The organism is Variovorax sp. W1I1 (genome assembly GCF_030815625.1).
Lineage (GTDB): Bacteria > Pseudomonadota > Gammaproteobacteria > Burkholderiales > Burkholderiaceae_C > Variovorax > Variovorax paradoxus_C.
In genome coordinates, this window is sequence record NZ_JAUSWZ010000001.1 from 694,700 (window position 1) to 715,646 (window position 20,947).

Genomic DNA, 20,947 nt, shown 5'->3' on the forward strand with positions numbered 1-20,947 from the left:
CGTGAAATTGATCGAATTCGTCACCGCGAACTGGATGCTGATCCTGATCGCACTCAGCTCGGGCGGCATGCTGGCCTGGCCGCTGATCCGGGGTTCTGGCGGCGGAACGCTCACGGCCCAGGGGGCCGTGCAGCTCATCAACCGCGAGCGCGCCGTGCTGGTCGACGTGCGCGAACCCGAAGAATTCGCCACGGGCCACATGATCGGCGCCAAGAACGTGCCCCTGAACCAGCTCGACGAGAAGCTGGCCAGCACGGTCAAGAACAAGAACGTGCCGCTGCTTCTGGTGTGCGCTACCGGCGCCCGCGCCCAGCGCGCCGTGGCCATGGCCAAGAAACTCGGTTACGAGCAGGCCCAAGCGGTGGCCGGCGGGCTCAAGGCCTGGAAAGAAGCTAATCTGCCTGTTGAAAAGGCCTGAAACTTCCCTGAGATAGAGCGTATGCAAGCCGTCAAGATGTACACCACCGCCGTCTGCCCCTACTGCATTCGCGCGAAGCAGATCCTCAAGTCCAAGGGCGTCGAGCAGATCGAAGAGATCCGCATCGACACCGACCCGGAGGCCCGCAACACCATGATGGAGATCACCCAGCGCCGCACGGTGCCGCAGATCTTCATCGGCGACACCCACGTGGGCGGCTGCGACGACCTGATGGCCCTGGACAGCCGCGGCGGCCTCGTTCCGCTGCTCCAGTCAGCCTGAAACAGGGCGTAGCCAAAGTCGTCTTGCGGGCGGGCGATAATCGCCTGCTCATCCATCTGCAGCCCGCTGCGGGAACCTCTCCCCGGCGGGCATTGTTTTGATCCTCGAAAGTTCAGCCATGGCCGACCAGCAAGCCCAAGATCCCATCTTCCAGATCCAGCGCGTCTACCTCAAGGACCTGTCGCTCGAGCAACCCAATTCGCCCGCGATCCTGCTGGAGCAGGAACAACCCACCGTCGACATCCAGCTCGGCGTGGACGCCCAGCCCGTGGCCGAAGGCATCTTCGAGATCACCGTGTCAGCCACCGTGCAGACCAAGATCCAGGACAAGACCGTGTTCCTGGTCGAAGCCAAGCAAGCCGGCATCTTCGAGATCCGCAACCTGCCCGAAGACCAGATGGGCGCCATCCTGGGCATCGCCTGCCCGCAAATCGTCTACCCGTACCTGCGCGGCAACGTGGCCGACGTGATCCAGCGCGGCGGCTTCCCGCCCGTGCACCTGGCCGAAATCAACTTCCAGGCGATGTACGAGCAGCAGCAGGCACAGGCCGCCGGCCAACCTGCGCCGACCCTCGCGCAGTAAACACGGCACAACGCCGCCAACGCCGATGAAGATCTGCGTTCATGGCGCCGGTGCCTGGGGCACGGCAGTGGCCGTCAATGCCGCTGCCCGCCACGAGGTCACGCTCTGGGCGCGCGATGCCGCCCAGGCCGATGCCATCTCGAAGGCGCGCGAGAACACCCGCTACCTGCCGGGGCTGGCGCTGCCGGCCTCGCTCGCGGTGCGGGCGGGTGATATCGGCCAGGCGCATGCCGGCGCCGACCTCGTCATCGTGGCAACGCCGATGGCCGCCCTGCGTGAACAACTCGTCGCGCTGCGCGGCTGCACCGTTCCGGTCGCCTGGCTGTGCAAGGGCGTCGAGCCCGCGCGCGATGCCACGTCTTTTGGCTTGCTCGCCCACGAAATATGGGCGCAGGCTGCTCCCGATTTGATAGCTGGCGTCCTCAGCGGCCCGAGCTTCGCGCAGGAAGTCGCCGAAGGCCGCCCGACCGCGCTGGTCGCCGCCAGCCCGCACGCCGCGGTGCGTGACGCGCTCGTCGATGCCTTCCACGGACCGGCGCTGCGCGTCTACGCCAACGAGGACATCGTGGGCGTCGAGGTCGGCGGCGCGGTCAAGAACGTGCTCGCCATCGCCACGGGCCTGTGCGACGGCCTCGCGCTCGGACTCAACGCCCGCGCGGCGCTCATCACGCGCGGCCTCGCCGAAATGACCCGCTTCGGCCTCGCGCTCGGCGCCCGCGCCGAAACCTTCATGGGCCTCTCGGGCCTCGGCGACCTCGTGCTCACTTCCACCGGCGACCTGTCGCGCAACCGCAAGGTCGGCCTGCTGCTGGCCCAGGGCCGCACGCTCGCGCAGGCGGTCGATTCGCTGGGCCACGTGGCCGAAGGCGTGTACTGCGCGCGCACCGTGGTGCAGCGCGCACGCGGCCTGGGCATCGAGATGCCCATCGCCGAAGGTGTGGTCGCTCTGCTCGACGGCCGCGTGAGTCCACAGGACGCTGTCGCCGCGCTCACTGGCCGCCACCCGGTGCCCGAATCGGTCCAGCCCGGCGCCGCGGCTTCCCCTCGTCAATCCTCTTAAAAAAACGCAGAGACAAAGAGCCATGAGCCTTCGCTTCGATTTTTCAGCGTCGGCCGTGGCCGCGCTGGCCCTGTCCGACGCCACGCGCGCTTTGCAGGAAGACGTCGCCGACGGCGACCTCACCGCCTCGCTGGTCGATCCCGCCCGCAAGGCGCGCGCCCGCGTGCTGGCGCGCGAAGCCGCCGTGGTGTGTGGCGCGCCCTGGGTCGAGGCGACGATCAGGCAGCTCGACCCCGAGGCCCGCATCACCTGGCTCTGCACCGAAGGCCAACGCTGCGCGGCCGACCAGACCGTGCTGGAAATCGAAGGCACCGCTCGCGCGCTGCTGACGGCCGAGCGCACCTCGCTCAACTTCCTGCAGCTGCTGAGCGCCGTCGCCACCAAGACCGCGCTGTACGCCGATGCCATCGAGGGCACGCGGGCCCGCATCGTCGACACCCGCAAGACCTTGCCTGGCCTGCGCCTCGCGCAGAAGTACGCCGTGCGCACCGGCGGGGGCCTCAACCACCGCATCGGCCTCTACGACGCGGTGCTCATCAAGGAAAACCACATCGCCGCGGCCGGCGGTGTCGCTGCCGCGTTGCGTGCGGTGGCGCCGGTGGCCTCGCGGGCTGCTTTCGTCGAAGTCGAAGTCGAAACGCTGGCCCAGCTGCGCGAGGCGCTCGGCGCCGGAGCGCGCATGGTGCTGCTCGACAACATGGACCTGCCCACGCTGCGCGAGGCCGTCCGCATCAACGACGAGGCGGGCGCCGACGGCAAGGCCGTGCTGGAGATTTCGGGCGGCGTCACGCTCGACGGCCTGCGCGCCCTGGCCGAGACCGGTGTCGACCGCATCTCGGTCGGCGCGTTGACCAAGGATGTCAAAGCCATCGATTTCTCGATGCGTTTCCAGGAAAGCTGATCTGCCCATGTCGTCCCCGGTCATTGACGTCGACTACGAGCAACCCGCCGCGAAGGCGGGTGCCGCATGCGACACCCGCCACGCCTGGGCACGCGTGCCCGCCGAGCTCTCGGCGGACCAGCGCGTCGCGCTGAAGGAGCGCATCCGCCGCCTGCTGCGCGAGCGCAACGCGGTGATGGTGTCGCACTTCTACGTGCATCCCGACCTGCAGGACCTGGCCGAGGAAACCGGTGGCATCGTGAGCGATTCGCTCGAGATGGCGCGCTTCGGCCGCGACCACGCCGCCACCACGCTGGTGGTGTCGGGCGTGCGCTTCATGGGCGAGACCTCCAAGATCCTCTCGCCCGAAAAGCGCGTGCTGATGCCTGATCTCGACGCGAACTGCTCGCTCGACCTGGGCTGCCCGGTCGACGAATTCAGCGCCTTCTGCAACCAGCATCCCGACCGCACCGTGGTCGTCTACGCCAACACCAGCGCGGCCGTGAAGGCGCGCGCCGACTGGCTGGTCACCTCGAGCTGCGCGCTCGACGTGGTGAGCGCGTTGCACGCGCAGGGGCGCAAGATTCTCTGGGGACCGGACCGCCACCTGGGCGACTACATCCAGCGCCAGACCGGCGCGGACATGGTGAGCTGGAACGGCGCCTGCATCGTGCACGACGAGTTCAAGGCGCTGGAGCTCGAACTGCTCATCAAGGAGCATCCGGCAGCGAAGGTGCTGGTGCATCCGGAGTCGCCGGCCGATGTGATCGCGCTGGCGGATGCGGTGGGTTCGACCTCGGCGATCCTGAATGCGGCGCAGCGCATGGACGCGAAGGAATTCATCGTCGCGACGGACACCGGCATGCTGCACAAGTTGCGCACGCTGAACCCCGGCAAGACCTTCATCGAGGCGCCCACGGCCGGCAACGGCGGCACGTGCAAGAGCTGCGCGCATTGCCCTTGGATGGCGATGAACGGGCTCGCCGAACTGGCGAATGCGCTGGAAACGGGCGCTGGAGAAATCCATGTCGACCCGACGCTGGGCCTGCGTGCGCGGCTGCCGATCGACCGGATGCTGGCGTTCACCGCCGGCCTGAAGAACGGCCAAGCGCCCGGCAGCTTGATCGCCGGCATCGGCGCCGCCTGAAGTCTTGTTCCCTCTCCCCTTGGGGAGAGGGCTAGGGTGAGGGTGGGGCCTCTCAACATCGCGCGGCGTCGATCGCTGCTGACCCTCACCCCAACCCTCTCCCCAAGGGGAGAGGGAGCAAGACCCTAGAACTCCAGCGTGCAGCTATCGCCCAGCGCCTCGCGCCATACGCGCACCCGCGCAAGCGATGCCCGGAACTCCGGCAACGCATCCGCAATGAACAGGCAGAGGTTTTCCAGCGTCGGCGGGTGCAGCCCCGCCACATCGTCCAGCAGGTGATGGTCGAGCAGCTCACGCACGTCTTCGAGCCGCCGCCTCAGCAATCCGAGATCGATCACCATGCCCGTGACGGGATCGCGTTCCCCAGCAAGCCAGACTTCGGCGTGGTACGTATGGCCGTGGATACGGCGGCTGCCTTCCACTTCGATCTCGCGTTTGAGCGTATGAGCGGCGTCGAAGAAAAAGCGTTGACTGATGGTGAAGCGCATAAAAGGCGGCCGGCTATCGGATTCCGGTGATCTTGTGGGTCTGCACGCTGAGGCGCCAGGCGGGCTGGCGCATGCATTCGGCAATGCAGAGTTCGGTGTTGGCCAAGCGGTCGGGGCCGTCCATCGGTTGCAGGAAGCGGTGCGTGAATTCGCCGGTGCGCGCCATCGTGTCGAGATCGAACGCGGTCTGCGGCCACACCAGCTTGAGCTCCTGCCCGCGCTGCTGCACCCACGGCGCGCCGGCCTTGGGGCTGATGCAGAGCCAGTCGATGCCTTCGGGCGCCGCGACCGTGCCGTTGCTCTCGACTGCGATGCGAAAGCGCCGCGCATGCAGCGCATCGACCAGCGCCGCGTCCACCTGCAGTAAAGGCTCGCCGCCGGTCAGCACGACCAGCCGGTGCTCGGCGTCGTTGGCCGGCCACTGCGCGGCGATGGTGTCGGCGAGCTGGTCGGCGGTCTTGAACTTGCCGCCCAGCGTGCCGTCGGTGCCGACGAAATCGGTGTCGCAGAAACGGCAGACGGCACTCGCGCGGTCTTCCTCGCGGCCCGTCCAGAGGTTGCAGCCGGCGAAGCGGCAGAACACGGCCGGCATGCCCGCCTGGCCGCCTTCGCCTTGCAGCGTGTAGAAGATTTCCTTGACGCTGTAGGTCATGCGGCCGGCGCCTCGATTTCGAGGTTGTCGATCAGTCGCGTGCTGCCCAGCCGCGCCGCGGCCAGCGCCACCAGCGGTTCGCCGTGCAGACCGAAGGAGGGCGCCTGCAGGTCGGTGCGCCGACGCAGCACCAGGTAATCGGGTTGCCAGCCGCGCTGCACCAGCGTCTGCATGGCCTTCGCTTCGATCGCGGCCAAGTCGCGTTCGCCCGATTGCACTGCGGCGGCCATCGCCTTCAGCGCCTTCGACAACTGCACCGCCTCCGCGCGCTCGGTCTCGCTCAGGTAGCCGTTGCGCGACGACAACGCGAGCCCATCGTCGGCGCGAAAGGTCTCGCTGCCCACGATCTCGATCGGCAGCGCGAACTGCCGCACCATGTGCCGGATCATCATCAGCTGCTGGTAGTCCTTCTTGCCGAACACGGCCACGCGCGGCTGCACGCAGGTGAAGAGCTTCATCACTACGGTGCACACGCCGATGAAGAAGCCAGGGCGGAAATGCCCTTCGAGGAGGTCCGCCAGCGCCGGATCGGGATGCACCTTGCAGGTCTGCGGTTCGGGGTAGAGCGCTTTCTCGTCGGGCGCGAACAGCACGTCGCAACCGGCGTCGCGCAGCTTGGCGCAATCGCTCTCCCAGGTGCGCGGGTAGGTGTCGAAGTCTTCGTGCGGCAGGAACTGCAGCCGGTTGACGAAGATGCTCGCGACCGTCACGTCACCGAGCGGCTTGGCCTGCGTGATGAGCGCGATGTGGCCGTCGTGCAGGTTGCCCATGGTCGGAACGAACGCGGGGCGCTTGAAAGCCGAAAGGTGGTCGCGCAGTGCGGCGATGGTGTGTGCGATGTACATGGAGTCGGTCCCCTTTTTTCTTTACCAGGCGTGGAGTTGATCGTCGGGAAAGCTGCCGTCCTTGACGGCCTGCACGTAGGCCTTGAGCGCGGGCAGAACGCCCGGCGCGTCGGCCATGAAGTTGCGCACGAACTTCGGCATCTTCCCGAGGTTGATGCCCAGCATGTCGTGCAACACCAGCACCTGGCCGGCGGTGGCCTTGCCCGCGCCGATGCCGATGGTGGCGCAGTGCTTCAGCTCGGCGGTGAGTTCGGCGGCCAGCGCGGCCGGCACCATCTCGAGCACCAGCATCGTGGCGCCCGCATCCTGCAGCGCATGCGCGTGTTGCTTGAGCAGCGCGCCCGCATCGCCCTTGCCCTGCACGCGGTAGCCGCCGAGCGCATGCACGGTCTGCGGCGTGAGGCCCAGGTGCGCGCACACCGGAATGCCGCGCTCGACCAGAAAGCGCACCGTCTCGGTCGTCCAGCCGCCGCCTTCGAGCTTGACCATGTGCGCACCCGCCTGCATCAGCACCGTCGCGCTGCGCAGCGCCTGCTCGCGGGATTCCTGGTAGCTGCCGAAGGGGAGGTCGGCGATCAGCCAGGCCGTGCCCTGCACGCGGCGCAGGCCCCGCGAGACGCTGTCGGTGTGATAGCGCATGGTCTCCAGGCTCACGCCCACGGTGCTGTTCAGGCCCTGGCAGACCATGCCGAGCGAATCGCCGACCAGCAGGCAATCGACGCCCGCCGCATCGGCCATGGCCGCGAAGGTGGCGTCGTAGGCGGTGAGCATCGAGATCTTTTCGCCGCGCGCATGCATGTCCGCCAGCCGCGGCAGGCTCACGGGCTTGCGCGAGGCGGGCGTCGAGGCCGGGGGCAGCGTCCCGTAGGGCGAGGCGGACGTGGTTTCTGGCGATGGGGTGGTGGTGCTGTTCGACATGGTTGGGTTTCTCCCTGCGGGCGTCGGTGGCCGGGCATCCTTGAGTGAAGAAAAACGCGAGGTGGGTGGGTCGTCAGTCCGTCCGCGGCACCAGCACGGTGGGGGCCGTCGGTTCGGCGAGCGAAGGATAGTCGCGGCTGAAATGCAGCCCGCGGCTCTCGTGGCGGGCCTGGGCCGACCGCACGATCAGCTCGGCCACCTGGACCAGGTTGCGCAACTCCAGCAGGTCGCGCGTGACATGGAAGTTCGCATAGAACTCCTGGATCTCGGCCTGCAGCAGCGCGATGCGATGGCTCGCGCGCTCCAGGCGCTTGTTGGTGCGCACGATGCCCACGTAGTCCCACATGAAGCGGCGCAGCTCGTCCCAGTTGTGCGAGATGACGACGGCTTCGTCGGCATCGGTGACGCGGCTCTCGTCCCACGCGGGGAGGTCGGCGCTGTCGTGCGCGGGCGCACCGGCGATGGCGCCCGCCGCGGCGCGCGCGAACACCATGCACTCGACGAGCGAGTTGCTGGCGAGGCGGTTGGCGCCGTGCAGGCCCGTGCAGGCCGTCTCGCCGATGGCGTAGAGGCCCGGCACGTCGGTGCGGCCGGCCAGGTCGCTGAGCACGCCGCCGCAGGTGTAGTGCGCGGCCGGCACCACGGGAATGGGCTCGCGCGTGATGTCGATGCCCAGCTCCGCGCAGCGCGCGAGGATGTTGGGGAAATGCTCTTTCAGGAACGCGGCGGGCTGGTGCGAGATGTCGAGGTACACGCAATCGAGCCCGTGCTTCTTCATCTCGAAGTCGATGGCGCGGGCCACCACGTCGCGGGGGGCGAGTTCGGCGCGCTCGTCGTGCTTGGGCATGAAGCGCGTTCCATCGGGCAACTTCAACAAACCGCCTTCACCGCGCACTGCCTCGCTGATCAGGAACGACTTGGCATGCGGGTGGTAGAGGCACGTCGGGTGGAACTGGATGAACTCCATGTTCGACACCCGGCAACTTGCGCGCCATGCCGCGGCAATGCCGTCGCCCGTGGCGGTGTCGGGGTTGGTCGTGTAGAGGTAGACCTTGCCCGCGCCGCCCGTCGCCAGGATGGTGTGCGGCGCGCGGAAGGCGAGCACCTCGTCGGTGGCGTCGTCCAGCGCGTAGAGGCCGACGCAGGCCGGGTCTTTCAGTCCGAGCTTGGTGCCGGTGACCAGGTCGACCAGCGTGTGGTGCTCGAAGAGCGTGATGTTCGGCGTGCGGCGCACCCGCTCGATCAGCACCTGCTGCACGGCCGCGCCGGTGGCGTCGGTCACATGAACGATGCGGCGCTGGCTGTGGCCGCCTTCGCGCGTCAGGTGCAAGTCGCCGCGTTCTTCCGAGAACGGCACGCCCAGCTCGCGCAGCCAGCCGATGGCTTCGGGCGCGTGTTCGACGACGAAGCGCGTCGCTTCGGGATCGCACAGGCCCGCGCCGGCGACCAGCGTGTCTTCCACATGCGCATCGAAGCTGTCGCCCGCGGCCAGCACCGCGGCGATGCCGCCCTGCGCCCAGGCGCTGGAGCCGTCGTTCAGCGCGCGCTTGGTGAGCACGGCCACGCGGTGCGTGGGCGCCAGGTGCAGCGCGGCGGAAAGGCCTGCGAGGCCGCTGCCGACGATGAGTACGTCGAAATCGAGCACGGCGGGATCCTCGGTGGTAAGTGCGGCGGGGCGGGGGTCAGGCCGGCGAATACGCCAGGCGAACGTAGATCGGCGCGAAGGCTTCGGCCTGCGTGATGTCGATCAGCGTTTCCTTCGCGAGCTCGAGCATCGCGATGAAGGTGACGATCAGCACGGGCGCGCCGCGCGACACGTCAAAAAGTTTCTCGAACTCCACGAAGCGCTGCCCCTGCAGGTGGCGCAGCACGATGCTCATGTGCTCGCGCACGTTGAGTTCTTCCCGCGAGATCTTGTGGTGCTGCACGAGCTTGGCGCGCTTCATGATGTCGGCCCACGCATCGCGCAGGTCAATCACGTTCACATCCGGAAAGCGCGGCTTGAGCGATTGCTCGATGTAGACCTGCCCCTTCCAGAAGTCGCGCCCGTAGGTCGGCATCGCGCTGATGGCGGCGGCCTGCAGCTTGGTCTGCTCGTACTCGAGCAGGCGGCGCACGAGCTCGGCGCGCGGGTCTTCGGCCTCTTCGCCGTCGGCTACCTTCTTGGGCGGCAGCAGCATGCGCGACTTGATCTCGATCAGCATCGCGGCCATCAGCAAATACTCGGCCGCGAGTTCGAGGTTCGTCTGGCGGATCTCGTCGACGTAGCTCAGGTACTGCCGCGTGAGGCCCGCCATCGGGATGTCGAGGATGTTGAAGTTCTGCTTCCGGATCAGGTAAAGCAGCAGGTCGAGTGGACCTTCGAAGGCTTCGAGAAAGACCTGCAGCGCCTCGGGCGGGATGTACAGGTCCTTCGGCATCGCGAACAGCGGCTCGCCATAGAGCCTGGCGAGCGCGACCTGGTCGACCACCTCGGGCATGGCCATCACCGGCGTGTCGTTGTCCTCGTCTCTTCTGCTCATCGGGCGATCGCTATCAATTCAATAGCTGCCAGCGCAATGCGGACGAGGGCTGGATGCCGAACCGGCACCATTTACTTGGATTGGGTCTGGTAGACGTACGGCTGCATCGGCACGCGGGCTTCGCTGTACTCCTCGAGCAGGCTGCGGTCGAGGTGCTTGTCCCAGAGGAGGGCGCGGCCGGCGCGCTGTTCGGCTTCCAGCGTCGGCTTCTTTTCTTTCATCTCCTCGATGAAATTGGTGATCTCGGAAGAGTAGTGGGGGCGGCGGAAGATGGACATAGACTGGACCTTTGTAGCCTGAATTTTACCGGGGACGGCATGGGACATCGGCAACAGTGGCAGATTGGCATGGCAACGGCGTTGCTGGCGGTGATGATCGGGCTTGCGGGCTGCGACAACCAGCGCATCGCCGAACTCGAAGAAGGCGTCGCCACCGAAGCCGACGTGCGCACCAAATTCGGCCAGCCGGAGAACATCTGGGACGCCCCCGACGGCGGCCGCGTCTTCGAATACAACCGCCAGCCCCAGGGCCAGAAGAACTACATGATCACCATCGGTCGCGACGGCAAGATGAGCGCGCTGCGCCAAGTGCTCACGCCCGAGAACTTCGCCAAGGTGCAGCCCGGGATGATGATGGAAGACCTGCGCAAGCTGCTCGGCAAGCCCGCCAAGGTAACGCCCTATGCGCTCAAGCGCGAGACCGAATGGGAATGGCGCTGGGTGCAACCGCCGAATTCGCCGATGGTGTTCACCGCGACGCTCAACGACGACCAGCGCGTGGTGCGCAGCGGCTCGTCGCCGGACCGGGCGACCGAAGCCAATTGATCAGCCTTCGGGCGTGTGCGGCCTTCCGGCCACCAGTTCCTCCGCGAACCCCGAGCGCTCGATCACTTCGCGCGGCTGCGGCTGCAGCGATTCGATCCGCAACACCCCGTCGCGCGCCAGCACCGCGCGATGCAACTGCCGCAGCGCATCGATGCCGGTGGCGTCCAGGTAGATGAGGTGCGTGGCGTCCAGCACCACCGTCATGCCGCGCGGCGCGCGTTCGGCCGCGTTCACCGCCTCGTCGAGCTTGGCCGCCGCGCCGAAGAACAGCGCGCCGTAGATGCGGTAGGTGAGCACCGGCGGCTGCAGCGTTTCGAGCTCGACGCTGAAGAGCCCGCTCATGCGCCGGATGAAAAGCGCGCACGCCAGCACGATGCCCACCTGCACCGCCACCGTCAGGTCGAACACGACGGTGAGGAAGAAGGTGCCGAGCATCAGCAGCCGGTAGTGCCGGCTGAAGTGCCGCAGCTGTCCGGGTGTGAACTCGCGCCACTCGCCCATGTTGAGACCGACGAACACCAGGATGCCCGCCAGCACCGCAAGCGGCACATGGCGAGCGAGCGGCGCGGCCAGCAACACCACGACCATCAGCGTGACCGCATGCACGATGCCCGCGATGGGCGAATTGCCGCCCGAACGGATGTTCGTCACCGTGCGCGCGATGGTGCCCGTGGCCGGCATGCCGCCGAAGAAGGGCGTGACGATGTTCGCGATGCCCTGCGCCATCAGCTCCTGGTTCGGGTCGTGGCGCGGCTGGCCGCTCACCTGGTCGGCCACCCGCGCGCACAGCAGCGATTCGATGGCGCCGAGCAGCGCGATGGTCAGCGTCGGCGTGACCAGTTGCTTGACCGTCTCCCAAGAAAAATCAGGCAGCGCGAAGCCGGGCACGCCCTCGGGAATGCCGCCGAAGCGCGTGCCGATGGTCTCCACAGGCAGCGCGAAGCCCCATGACACCAGCGTGAGCGTGACCAGCGCGACGATCGGCCCCGGCACGCGGGAGGCCATCTGTACCGCGCGCGTCCGCGCCAGATGCAGCGGCAGGCGAGGCAGCCGCGGCCACAGCACCAGCCCGGCCACGCAGACGACGCCGAGCGCGAAGGCATACGGGTTGAAGGTGCCGATCCGCAGCGCCATCGCATGCAGTTGCGAGAACACGTCGGCCGGCATCTTCTCGACCGAGAGCCCGAGCAGGTCCTTCAACTGCGACAGCAGGATCAGCACCGCGATGCCGTTGGTGAAGCCCACCACGATCGACAGCGGCACGAAGCGAACCAGCCGCCCGAGCCCGAAGAGCCCCGCCGCGAACAGCAGCACGCCGGCGCAGGCGGTGGCGATCAGCAGGTTCGCCACGCCGTAGCGCTCGACGATGCCGTAGACGATCACGATGAAGGCGCCGGCCGGCCCGCCGATCTGCACCGCCGAGCCGCCCAGGAGCGAGATCAAGAAGCCCGCGATGATCGCCGTCCAGATGCCGGCTTCGGGCTTGAGCCCCGAGGCGATGGCGAAGGCCATGGCCAGCGGCAGCGCCACGATGCCGACCGTCGCGCCGGCGCCCAGGTCCTTGAAGAAACGCTCCCGGTTGTAGTCCGCCATTGCATCCAGGAGGCGGGGGCGAAAGCGGGTGAAATTCAACGGGGAGGGCATGGATGATTCATTGTGTACCGCGCACGCGTGCGTCCGGCTGCTTGCGCAGCTTGTGGATGAGGAAGGCCTCCAGCAATTCCACGGCCTTGCGTCCCGGCAGCGGCGCCACCGCGAGCCAGGCCTCCGATTCGGGCAGCGCCGGCAGGCCCTCCTTCGGCCCCAGGATCTTCAGCCGCTTGGAGATGGTGGCCTCGCGGAACACGCCCACCGCGATGCCCGCGCGCACCGCGGCTTCCAGGCCGGTCGCGCTGGAGCTGGTGTAGGCCACGCGCCAGGGGATGCCCGCACGGTCCAGCGCGCGCGTGGCCCAGTTGCGCAGCATCGACCCCTCGGGGGTTACCGCGAGCGGCAGCGGGCGTTGCAAGTGCGTGGCGGCCGAGGGCGTGGTGGCCCAGACGACCTTCGACCTGGACAGCGGCAGCCCCTCGCCCGAGCCGACCGCCCCAATGCCCAGCACCATGTCGTAGCGCGCGCCCAGTTCCGTGTGCATGGCCGAGGAAACGCCGTGGTGCAGCTCCACGTGGATGCGCGGGTACTGCCGGCAGAACTCCGCGACCAGCACCGGCAGCACGCGCGTTGCGTAGTGCTCGATGGAGCCGAGTCGGATGTTGCCCGACACCTCGTGCGCGCCGACGTCGTGGAACAGCTGGTCGTTCAGCCCGAGCATCTGCCGCACCAAGGGCAGCAGCTGCAGGCCCTCGGGCGTGGGCGCGAGCTGCCGCGTGCCGCGCGTGACGAGCTGCACGCCCAACTGATCCTCGAGCCGGCGCAACTGCATGCTGACCGCTGACTGCGTGCGCGACAGCGCCTTGGCGGCGGTGGTGAAGCTGCCGATGCGCACGAGCGTGTCGAACACGCGCAGCAGGTCGATGTCCGCCGTGTGGCTGCGCGGCGTGGCGCTGGCGGGGCGGGTGGTGTTTGCGGGCATGAGCGTCTCCATGGCATCACGAGTCGTGATGGCAAAGATCAAAAATCATCACGCTTCCCGCTGGATTGTGGACCAAGAATGCACCCACAAGACAGCCACCGGAGACACGACATGCCTAGTCCGATGATCCCTTTCCCGCGACGGCGCCGCCTGCTGCAAGGCGCGCTGGCCGCATCGGTCGCGCCCGCGCTGGTGCTCTCCGCAAGGGCGGCCACGGGTTGGCCGCAGAAGGCCGTGCGGCTCATCGTCGGCTTTCCGCCCGGCTCGTCGCCCGACGCGCTGGCCCGCACCGTGGCCGACCCGCTCTCGCAGGCGCTGGGCCAGCCGGTCATCGTCGAGAACAAGGTCGGCGCGGCCGGCGCCATCGGCGTGAGCGCGGTGGCCAAGGCTGGCGACGGCCACACCATCGGTCTCACCGGCAACGGCCCGCTCACCACCGCGCGGCTGCTGAACCCGGCCACGCCCTACGACGTGGCGCGCGACCTGCGCCCGATCTCGCTGGTGGCCAGCAGCCCCTTCGTGCTGACCGGCAGCATGGACATGCCAGCCACCGACCTGCGCGGCCTGCTGGCCTATGCGAAGGCGCAGGGCGACCGCCTGAGCTACGGCTCGGTCGGCCCCGGCGCGGGCTCGCACCTGGCGATGGAACTGCTCAAGACGCTCACCGGCATCCAGGCCGTGCATGTGCCGTTTCCCGGCTTCCCGCAGGTCGCGACCGCGCTCATGGGCAAGCAGATCGACCTGTCGTTCATGATCCCGTCGGTCGCCGCGCCGCAGGCCAGGAGCGGCCGGCTGCGCCTGTACGGCGTGAGCACCGCCGCGCCGTTCGCGGCCTTTGCCGAGGTGCCGGCGATCCAGTCGGCGCTCGGCAGCAAGCAGGTCTTCGACGTGGCGTCGTGGAACGCCATCGTCGGCCCCGCGGGCATGCCGGCGCCGGTCGCGCAGCGGCTCTCCGAGGAGATCGCACGCATCCTGAAGGCGCCCGACGTGCGCCAGCGCCTGTTCGACCAGGGCTGGCAGGCGCTCGGCACGGCGCCCGAGGCACTGTCGCGCCAGATCGCGCAGGACACGGCGATGTGGGGCGATGTGATCAAGCGCACCGGCGTGCGCGGCGAATGAGGGAGGGACACGGCATGCAGCGCAGGAACCTCCTTGCAGGCGCGGCCGGCATTGCCGCCGCGGGGCTCGCGCCGACGTTCGCGGCCGAAGGGCGCGCGTCGACCTTCGTGCTGGTGCACGGCGCGTGGCACGGCGGCTGGTGCTGGTCGCGCGTGGCTTCGCGGCTGCGCGCGGCGGGCCATGCGGTGTTCACGCCCACGCTCACCGGCCTCGGCGAGCGCCGGCACCTGATCTCGCCGCAGATCAACCTCGACACGCACATCGACGACATCGTCAACCTGCTCGATTTCGAGGAGCTCGAGAAGGTGGTGCTGGTCGGCCACAGCTATGCGGGCATCGTGATCTCGGGCGTGGCGGACCGCGCCGCGCCGCGGCTGCGGCAGCTCGTGTACCTCGATTCGCTGCTGCTCGAATCGGGCAAGAGCCTGTTCTCGGACTTTCCTCCGGCGGTGGTCGAACAGCGCCTGAAGGCCATCCGCGACACGGGGGGCGGCGTGGGCGCCGCGGCCGCATTGCCGCCCTCCGCCTTCGGCGTGAAAGACCCGGCCGATGCAGCCTGGGTCGCGCGCCATCTAACGCCGCAGCCCGTGGGCACCTACCTGCAGCCGCTGCTGCTGAAGGCGCCGCTCGGCAATGGGCTGCCCAAGACCTACATCGAATGCACCGGCGATCCGATCGCCACGCTCGAACCCACCAAGGCGCGCGTGCGTGCCGATGCCGGCTGGCAGCGCCTCACGCTGGCCACCGGCCACGACGCGATGGTCACCGCGCCCGGCCCGCTGGCCGATCTGCTGATCGAACTCACCGCCTGACCGACTCACCGCGACTCACCGGTCCACCACTTCCTTTTTCCTGAAAGTCTCACGATGGGCACCCTCACCCCCGAAGAACGCTACTTCTTCCGCTCCGACGTCAACGCGCGCCAGGGCGAACGCAGGCAGCGCACGCCGCACGGCCACATCACCGAGCCCGCGCGCGACGTGCCGGTGCACGAGCGCTGCGACGTGCTGGTGCTCGGCGGCGGCCCGTCGGGCGTGGCGGCCGCGGTGGCCGCCGCGCGCAGCGGCGCGCGCGTGGTGCTGCTGGAGCGCTACAACCACCTGGGCGGCCTCTCGACCGGCGGCCTCGTGATCTGGATCGACCGCATGAGCGACTGGTCGGGCGCCCATGTCATCCACGGCCTGGCGGCCGAATTGATGGACCGCCTGGGCATCGATGCCGTCGCCGGTCCGCCGCGCGAGGACTGGGGCTCGCGCGACACCGACAAAGCCGACTACTGGGCGCTGCGCACCGCGGCGTTCCACGGCGTGGTCACGCACTCGCCGACCATCGATCCGGAGCGGCTCAAGGGCGTCTATCACCAGATGGTGCGCGAGGCCGGCGTCGACCTGATCCTGCACGGCTGGATGGTCGCACCGATCATGGATGCGGGCCGCGTCACCGGTGCGGTGTTCGAGAGCAAGCAGGGCCGCCGCGCGATCCTCGCGCGCGTGGTGGTCGACACCACCGGCGAAGGCGACCTGTACGCGGCGGCGGGCGCGGCCTTCTCGTCGGACATCGATGCGCACGACATCCACCACTGCATCAACACCTCGTGGCTCTTCGCGGGCGTCGACATGCGGCGCTGGCTCGACTTTCGCGCCAACCAGCCCGAGGCCTACTCGGCGCTGCTCGCCCGCGGCCGCGAGGCGCTGGGGAGCTTCGAGAAACCCATCGTCTCGTGGCGTGATGACGTCGCCACCTTCCTCGGTCCGCGCAAGTCGGGCTTCAGCGCGCTCGACGTGGACGAGATGACGCAGGTCGAGTGGGAATCGCGCAAGAGCATGGCCGAGCACCTGGCCTTCTACCGCGCGCATGCGCCGGGCTTCGAGAACGCCTGGCACATGCTGATGGCGCCGCAGATCGGCACGCGCCACGGCCGGCGCCTCGCGGGCGTGAAGAGCGTGCAGCGCCGTGCCTGGGACGAAGGCGCGGTGGAGGCGGACGAGATCGGCATCAGCCCGAGCCCGTCGCCCAGATTCCCGAACATCTCCGTGCCGTATGGCGCGCTGGTGCCCGAGACGCTCGACGGCGTGCTCGCGGCCGGCAAGCACATCTCGTGCGACACCAACTCCCACGGTTTCATGCGCGAGATTCCGCAGTGCTGGCTCACGGGGCAGGCGGCCGGCACGGCCGCGGCGCTCGCGGCGGATGGCGGCGTGCTGCCGCGCGACGTGGATGTGAAGCGCCTCCAGACGCTGTTGATGGCCCAGGGTGTGCCGCTCAGGCAGGCCGCCGCCGTGCCGGAAGAGCGGGCGACGGCATGAGCTTCGGGCTCTCGCTGGCCCACCTCGGCATGCTCGACGCAGCGCCGCCGCAGCTGGTGGAAGCCGCGCACGCGGCGGGCTTCGGCGGTGTCGGCATGCGCCTGAGCCCGGCGCGGCTGGGCGAGGTGCCGTTTCCGATGGAGGTCGGCGGCGCGATGCTGAAGGAAACGCTGGCGCGCCTGCACGGCCTCGGCATGCGCGTGCACGACATCGAGATCGTGCGCATCAAGCCCGGCTTCGATGCCGGTGCGCTCACGGGCGTGCTGGACTCGGCACAGGCGCTCGGCGCGAGATGCCTCATGGTCAACGTGGACGACAGCGACCTCTCTCGCGCAGCCGACGGCATCGGCGCACTGGCCGAACGCGCGCGGCGGCACGGTCTCGCGCTGGGCCTGGAGTTCATGGTCTACACCGCAATGCGCTCGCTGGAATCGGCACAGCAGATCGCCATCGCATCGAAGAGCGACAACGTGCGCATCGTGATCGATGCGCTGCACTTCTTTCGCTCGGGCGCCGTGCCGCAAGACATGGCCAGCGCCCACGTCGATCGGCACTTCATACAGATCAACGACGCGCTGGCGCAGCGGCATCCGGGCCTGTCGGCGGCCGAAGAGGGCCGGGCGCATCGCCTCTGTCCCGGCGAAGGCCAACTGCCGGTGGCGCAACTGCTGGCGCACCTCGCGCAAGATGCGCTGCTGTCGGTGGAGGCGCCCAGCGCGATCCGCACCGCCACGCTCGATCCGCATGCGCGTGCCGCGCTGGCGTTTCGCACGACCACGAACTTCCTTCAACGGAGCGGCCATGGCCCCACCTGAGACCCTCGACTGGAACGGGCTGCGGCTCGACGGCAAGACCGCCGTGCTCGGCATCATCGGCGATCCCGTCGCGCAGGTGAAGGCGCCGCTGCCGCTCACCCGGCTGCTGCAGGCGCGCGGCATCAACGCGGTGCTCGTGCCGTTGCATGTGGAGGCTGCGAACGTGGCGCCGCTGCTGCAGGCCTTGCTGGCCGTGCGCAACGTCGCGGGCATCGTCGTCACCGTGCCGCACAAGCAGCTTGTCGCCGATCTGCCGTTGCAGGTTTTGCGTGCCGCGCGCGAGGCGCAAGCGGTGAACGTGCTGCGCCGCAAGGGCAATGCGTGGGAGGGCGACCTGCTCGATGGCGCGGGCTTTCTCGCGGGGCTCGTGCGCAACGGCTTCGACGTGAAGGGGCGCAGCGTGGGGCTCGCGGGTGCGGGTGGCGCGGGCAATGCCATCGCCTTCGCGCTGGCCGGGGCGGGTGCGGCGTCCATCGATGTGTGCGATGCCGACGGCGCGAAGCGCGACCACCTCGTCGGGCGCTTGCGCGCGCTCGGCCACACGGCGGGCGTGTGGGACGCCGCGAGCCCGCGCGATCTTGTCGTCAACGCCACGCCCTCGGGCATGCGGCCGGGCGATCCGCTGCCGATTGCGCTCTCGGCCATTCGCGCCGGCCACACCGTGGCCGACGTCATCATGGAACCGCACACCACGCCGCTGCTCACGCTGGCCGAGCAACACGGCGCGCGCATCGTGCGCGGCCGGTACATGATGGACGAGCAGCTCGAAGCCATGGCCGACTTCTTTGCGGAGGCGCTGCAATGAGCACGCCGTTCTTCCCCGGCTTCGCGGTGCACCGCGTGGCGCTGGGCGATGCCGTCATCCACGCCGAAGTCGGCGGCAGCGGTCCGCCCTTGCTGTTGCTGCACGGCTACCCGCAGACCCACGTTGCGTGGCACCGCATCGCACCCGAACTGGCGCGGCATTTCACGGTGGTCGCGCCCGACCTGCGCGGCTACGGTGACAGCACCGGCCCGGCGGGCGATCCGCTGCACATCCACCATTGCAAGCGCACGCTGGCGGCCGACAAGCGGGCGCTGATGCGCGCGCTGGGCTTCGAGCGATTCGCCGTCATGGGCCACGACCGCGGCGCACGCGTGGGCTACCGGCTGTGCCTCGACAGCCCCGAGGCGGTGAGCTGTTTCACCTCGCTCACCGTGGTGCCCACCGAGGAGATGTGGAAGCGCGCCGGCATGGCCTTCGGCCTCAAGGCGTTCCACTGGTACCTGTTCGCGCAGCCCTTCGACCTGCCCGAGCGCATGCTGGCCGCAGACCCTTCGTACTACCTCGACTGGACCCTGCGCAACATGGTGCAGAAGGTCGATGCGGTCGCGCCCGAGGCGCTGGCCGAGTACCACCGCGCCTTCGCGAAGGCCTCGGTGCGGCACGCGATGGTGGAGGACTACCGCGCAGCCGCCTCCATCGACCTGCAGCACGACCGCGACGACCTCGCCGCCGGGCGCCGCGTCGCGTGCCCGGTGCAGGTGCTGTGGAGCGCCTCGCTCACCGCGAAGCCCAACCCGGCCGAAATCTGGCGGACCTGGGCCGACCAAGTGGAGGGCGGCACCGTCGATTGCGGGCACCTCATGGCCGAGGAAGCGCCCGACGAAGTGCTGGCCCGCGTACTTCCGTTTCTGCGTCGCCACGCCTGAAAAAACGGCGACGCGTACTTTCGATCAACTTATCCAAAACGAAGGATGCAGATACAGTTTTCACATTAATTGACATTTAAAACTGGCATCACAGAGGGAGCCGGGCCCATGCACATCCTGCTTGTCGCAAGCGCGTTCAACAGCCTGACGCAGAGGGTCCTGGCCGAACTCCAGGACCACGGCCAAACGGTCGGCGTGGAACTGGCCCTCGGCAACGACGACGCCTTGCGCGATGCGGTCCGCACGCACGCGCCCCAGCTCATCGTGGCGCCGATGCTCACCACCGCGATCCCCGAGGACATCTGGCGCGCCCACACCTGCCTGATCGTCCACCCCGGCCCGCCGGGCGACCGCGGCCCGTCCTCGCTCGACTGGACGCTGCGGGAAGGCGCCGAAAGCTGGGGCGTCACGGTGCTCGAGGCCGTCGCCGAGATGGACGCAGGCGATGTCTGGGCCTGGTCGCCGCTGAAGGTGCCGCCGCTGGCCGGCAAGAGCGATCTCTACCGCAGCGAGGTGGCCGATGCAGCCATCGATGCGGTGCTGCTCGCGGTCGAGCGCTTCGCCTCGGGCACGTACAAGCCGAGGCGGCAGAAGGCGGCCGATCTCGCGGCGGGTTGGCGCCCGTTCCTCAAGCAGGCGGAGCGCCGCATCGACTGGACCACGGCGTCGACCGAGTCGGTGCTGCGCGAATTGCGCGCCGCCGATTCGCAGCCCGGCGTGCTCGACGAGCTGCTCGGCGCGCAGTGGTACCTGCACGGCGCGTATCCCGAAGACGAGTTGCGCGGCACGCCCGGCGAACTGATTGCTACCCGCGCCGGCGCCATCTGCCGCGCCACGACGGACGGCGCGGTCTGGATCGTGCAGTTGCGCCCCTGGCGCGCGCCGGGCTCGGGGCTCGCGAGCTTCAAGCTGCCGGCCTCCGATGCGCTCGGCGACCTGCTCCCCGCCAACCTGCCCGAAGTGCCCGCGCCCCTGCAACTGCCGGCCAATCGCCGCACCTGGACCGACACGCGCTACAGCGAGCATGGCGCGGTGGGCGTGCTGAACTTCTCGTTCCCCGGCGGCGCGATGAGCAGCGTGCAATGCCGCCGCCTGCTGGAGGCCTATCGCTTCGCCCGCACCCGGCTGACGTCGGTGCTGGTGCTCGGCGGGCTGCGCGACTTTTTCTCGAACGGCATCCACCTCAACGTGATCGAGGCCGCGCCCGATCCGGCCGAGGAGTCGTGGGCCAACATCCATGCGATGAACGACCTGGTCGAGGCGGTGATCACCACCACCGACCGGCTCACCGTCGCGGCGCTGGGCGGCAATGCCGCGGCCGGCGGCGTGATGCTCGCGCTCGCGGCCGACGAGGTGTGGTGCAGGGACGGCGCCATCCTCAACCCGCACTACAGGCTCATGGGCCTCTACGGTTCCGAGTACTGGACCTACACGCTGCCGCGCCGCGTGGGCGAAGCCGAGGCCGAGCGGCTCACGCAATCGGCGCTGCCGGTGAGCGCGAAGCGCGCGGTCGAACTCGGCATGGCAGAACGCGTGCTGCAGGCCGCGCCGGAAGAGCTGGGCGATGAAGTGATGCGGCTCGCCACGCAGCTCGCGGCCTCGCCCGACTTGGCCGCCCGCATCGCGAAGAATCAGGCGAAGCGCGCGGAAGACGAAGCAATGAAGCCGCTGCAGCAGTACCGCGATGAAGAACTGACGCACATGCGCCGCAATTTCTTCGACCGCAGCGAGCCGCACGCGGCCTTGCGCTCGGCGTTCGTCCGCAAGGAAAAGGCGCAGCACACGCCCGCGCACGTCGCGCGGCTGGGCCTGCCGCGCTGAATC

23 protein-coding genes are annotated in these 20,947 nt (G+C 68.8%); 14 read left to right on the plus strand and 9 right to left on the minus strand.

The window, feature by feature from the left end:
* Positions 1–34 precede the first annotated feature (34 nt).
* The 6 genes from QFZ83_RS03425 (at position 35) to nadA (ending at position 4,370) form a co-directional block, all read left to right on the plus strand.
* Complete coding sequence (locus QFZ83_RS03425; protein ID WP_218104659.1) at positions 35–418, plus strand: rhodanese-like domain-containing protein; 384 nt, start codon at positions 35–37, stop codon at positions 416–418.
* 21 nt (positions 419–439) lie between these two features.
* Positions 440–700: a glutaredoxin 3 gene (gene grxC / locus QFZ83_RS03430; RefSeq protein WP_013543138.1), complete on the plus strand. Its 261-nt coding sequence runs from the start codon at positions 440–442 to the stop codon at positions 698–700.
* Positions 701–818: 118 nt separating this feature from the next.
* Entirely contained in the window at positions 819–1,283 is a 465-nt protein-coding gene (secB, locus tag QFZ83_RS03435) for a protein-export chaperone SecB (protein WP_013543137.1), read from the plus strand.
* 25 nt (positions 1,284–1,308) lie between these two features.
* On the plus strand, positions 1,309–2,343 hold the full coding sequence (locus tag QFZ83_RS03440) for an NAD(P)H-dependent glycerol-3-phosphate dehydrogenase (RefSeq protein WP_307502640.1): 1,035 nt from the start codon (positions 1,309–1,311) through the stop codon (positions 2,341–2,343).
* A gap of 22 nt (positions 2,344–2,365) precedes the next feature.
* Positions 2,366–3,244 (plus strand): carboxylating nicotinate-nucleotide diphosphorylase, encoded by an 879-nt coding sequence (nadC, locus tag QFZ83_RS03445; RefSeq protein WP_307502644.1) that lies wholly within the window; start codon positions 2,366–2,368, stop codon positions 3,242–3,244.
* 7 nt (positions 3,245–3,251) lie between these two features.
* Positions 3,252–4,370, plus strand: coding sequence for a quinolinate synthase NadA (gene nadA / locus QFZ83_RS03450; protein ID WP_307502647.1), 1,119 nt, complete (start codon positions 3,252–3,254; stop codon positions 4,368–4,370).
* A gap of 125 nt (positions 4,371–4,495) precedes the next feature.
* Here nadA and QFZ83_RS03455 read toward each other — a convergent pair whose 3' ends face one another.
* From QFZ83_RS03455 to QFZ83_RS03485, 7 genes are all read right to left on the minus strand, one after another.
* Entirely contained in the window at positions 4,496–4,858 is a 363-nt protein-coding gene (locus tag QFZ83_RS03455) for a 6-carboxytetrahydropterin synthase (protein ID WP_013543133.1), read from the minus strand.
* 13 nt (positions 4,859–4,871) lie between these two features.
* Positions 4,872–5,510 carry a 7-carboxy-7-deazaguanine synthase gene (queE, locus tag QFZ83_RS03460; protein WP_257861671.1) on the minus strand — a complete coding sequence of 213 codons (639 nt, stop codon included), beginning with the start codon at positions 5,508–5,510 and terminating at the stop codon, positions 4,872–4,874.
* Complete coding sequence (panC, locus tag QFZ83_RS03465) at positions 5,507–6,355, minus strand: pantoate--beta-alanine ligase (protein WP_307502654.1); 849 nt, start codon at positions 6,353–6,355, stop codon at positions 5,507–5,509. Before panC ends, queE begins: the two co-directional genes overlap by 4 nt.
* A 21-nt stretch (positions 6,356–6,376) precedes the next feature.
* Entirely contained in the window at positions 6,377–7,273 is an 897-nt protein-coding gene (panB, locus tag QFZ83_RS03470; protein ID WP_307502657.1) for a 3-methyl-2-oxobutanoate hydroxymethyltransferase, read from the minus strand.
* Positions 7,274–7,346: 73 nt separating this feature from the next.
* Positions 7,347–8,918: an L-aspartate oxidase gene (gene nadB / locus QFZ83_RS03475; protein ID WP_307502659.1), complete on the minus strand. Its 1,572-nt coding sequence runs from the start codon at positions 8,916–8,918 to the stop codon at positions 7,347–7,349.
* Between the two features lie 37 nt (positions 8,919–8,955).
* Positions 8,956–9,795 carry a ScpA family protein gene (locus QFZ83_RS03480; RefSeq protein ID WP_307502662.1) on the minus strand — a complete coding sequence of 280 codons (840 nt, stop codon included), beginning with the start codon at positions 9,793–9,795 and terminating at the stop codon, positions 8,956–8,958.
* Positions 9,796–9,866: 71 nt separating this feature from the next.
* Positions 9,867–10,073: a DUF3460 family protein gene (locus tag QFZ83_RS03485; RefSeq protein ID WP_013543127.1), complete on the minus strand. Its 207-nt coding sequence runs from the start codon at positions 10,071–10,073 to the stop codon at positions 9,867–9,869.
* Positions 10,074–10,142: 69 nt separating this feature from the next.
* Between QFZ83_RS03485 and QFZ83_RS03490 the strand changes: the two genes are divergently transcribed.
* Positions 10,143–10,619 (plus strand): outer membrane protein assembly factor BamE, encoded by a 477-nt coding sequence (locus tag QFZ83_RS03490; protein ID WP_307502665.1) that lies wholly within the window; start codon positions 10,143–10,145, stop codon positions 10,617–10,619.
* Here QFZ83_RS03490 and QFZ83_RS03495 read toward each other — a convergent pair whose 3' ends face one another.
* The gene (locus QFZ83_RS03495; RefSeq protein WP_307502669.1) at positions 10,620–12,263 is read right to left on the minus strand and encodes a SulP family inorganic anion transporter; all 1,644 of its coding nucleotides are present in this window, start codon (positions 12,261–12,263) and stop codon (positions 10,620–10,622) included.
* Positions 12,264–12,270: 7 nt separating this feature from the next.
* Complete coding sequence (locus tag QFZ83_RS03500; RefSeq protein ID WP_307502671.1) at positions 12,271–13,191, minus strand: LysR family transcriptional regulator; 921 nt, start codon at positions 13,189–13,191, stop codon at positions 12,271–12,273.
* Between the two features lie 111 nt (positions 13,192–13,302).
* On the opposite strand from QFZ83_RS03500, the gene QFZ83_RS03505 reads away from it, so the two are divergent.
* From QFZ83_RS03505 to QFZ83_RS03535, 7 genes are all read left to right on the plus strand, one after another.
* On the plus strand, positions 13,303–14,310 hold the full coding sequence (locus tag QFZ83_RS03505) for a tripartite tricarboxylate transporter substrate binding protein (protein ID WP_307502674.1): 1,008 nt from the start codon (positions 13,303–13,305) through the stop codon (positions 14,308–14,310).
* Positions 14,311–14,324: 14 nt separating this feature from the next.
* A complete protein-coding gene (locus QFZ83_RS03510) occupies positions 14,325–15,122 on the plus strand; it encodes an alpha/beta fold hydrolase (protein WP_307502677.1) in 798 nt (265 codons plus the stop codon).
* A gap of 54 nt (positions 15,123–15,176) precedes the next feature.
* On the plus strand, positions 15,177–16,616 hold the full coding sequence (locus tag QFZ83_RS03515; RefSeq protein WP_307502680.1) for an FAD-dependent oxidoreductase: 1,440 nt from the start codon (positions 15,177–15,179) through the stop codon (positions 16,614–16,616).
* Positions 16,613–17,431 (plus strand): sugar phosphate isomerase/epimerase, encoded by an 819-nt coding sequence (locus QFZ83_RS03520; RefSeq protein ID WP_307502683.1) that lies wholly within the window; start codon positions 16,613–16,615, stop codon positions 17,429–17,431. Before QFZ83_RS03515 ends, QFZ83_RS03520 begins: the two co-directional genes overlap by 4 nt.
* The gene (locus QFZ83_RS03525; protein WP_307502686.1) at positions 17,418–18,236 is read left to right on the plus strand and encodes a shikimate dehydrogenase; all 819 of its coding nucleotides are present in this window, start codon (positions 17,418–17,420) and stop codon (positions 18,234–18,236) included. The genes QFZ83_RS03520 and QFZ83_RS03525 overlap by 14 nt, the downstream gene beginning before the upstream one ends.
* Entirely contained in the window at positions 18,233–19,123 is an 891-nt protein-coding gene (locus QFZ83_RS03530) for an alpha/beta fold hydrolase (protein WP_307502688.1), read from the plus strand. Before QFZ83_RS03525 ends, QFZ83_RS03530 begins: the two co-directional genes overlap by 4 nt.
* A gap of 108 nt (positions 19,124–19,231) precedes the next feature.
* Complete coding sequence (locus tag QFZ83_RS03535) at positions 19,232–20,944, plus strand: enoyl-CoA hydratase-related protein (protein ID WP_307502692.1); 1,713 nt, start codon at positions 19,232–19,234, stop codon at positions 20,942–20,944.
* Positions 20,945–20,947: the final 3 nt, after the last annotated feature.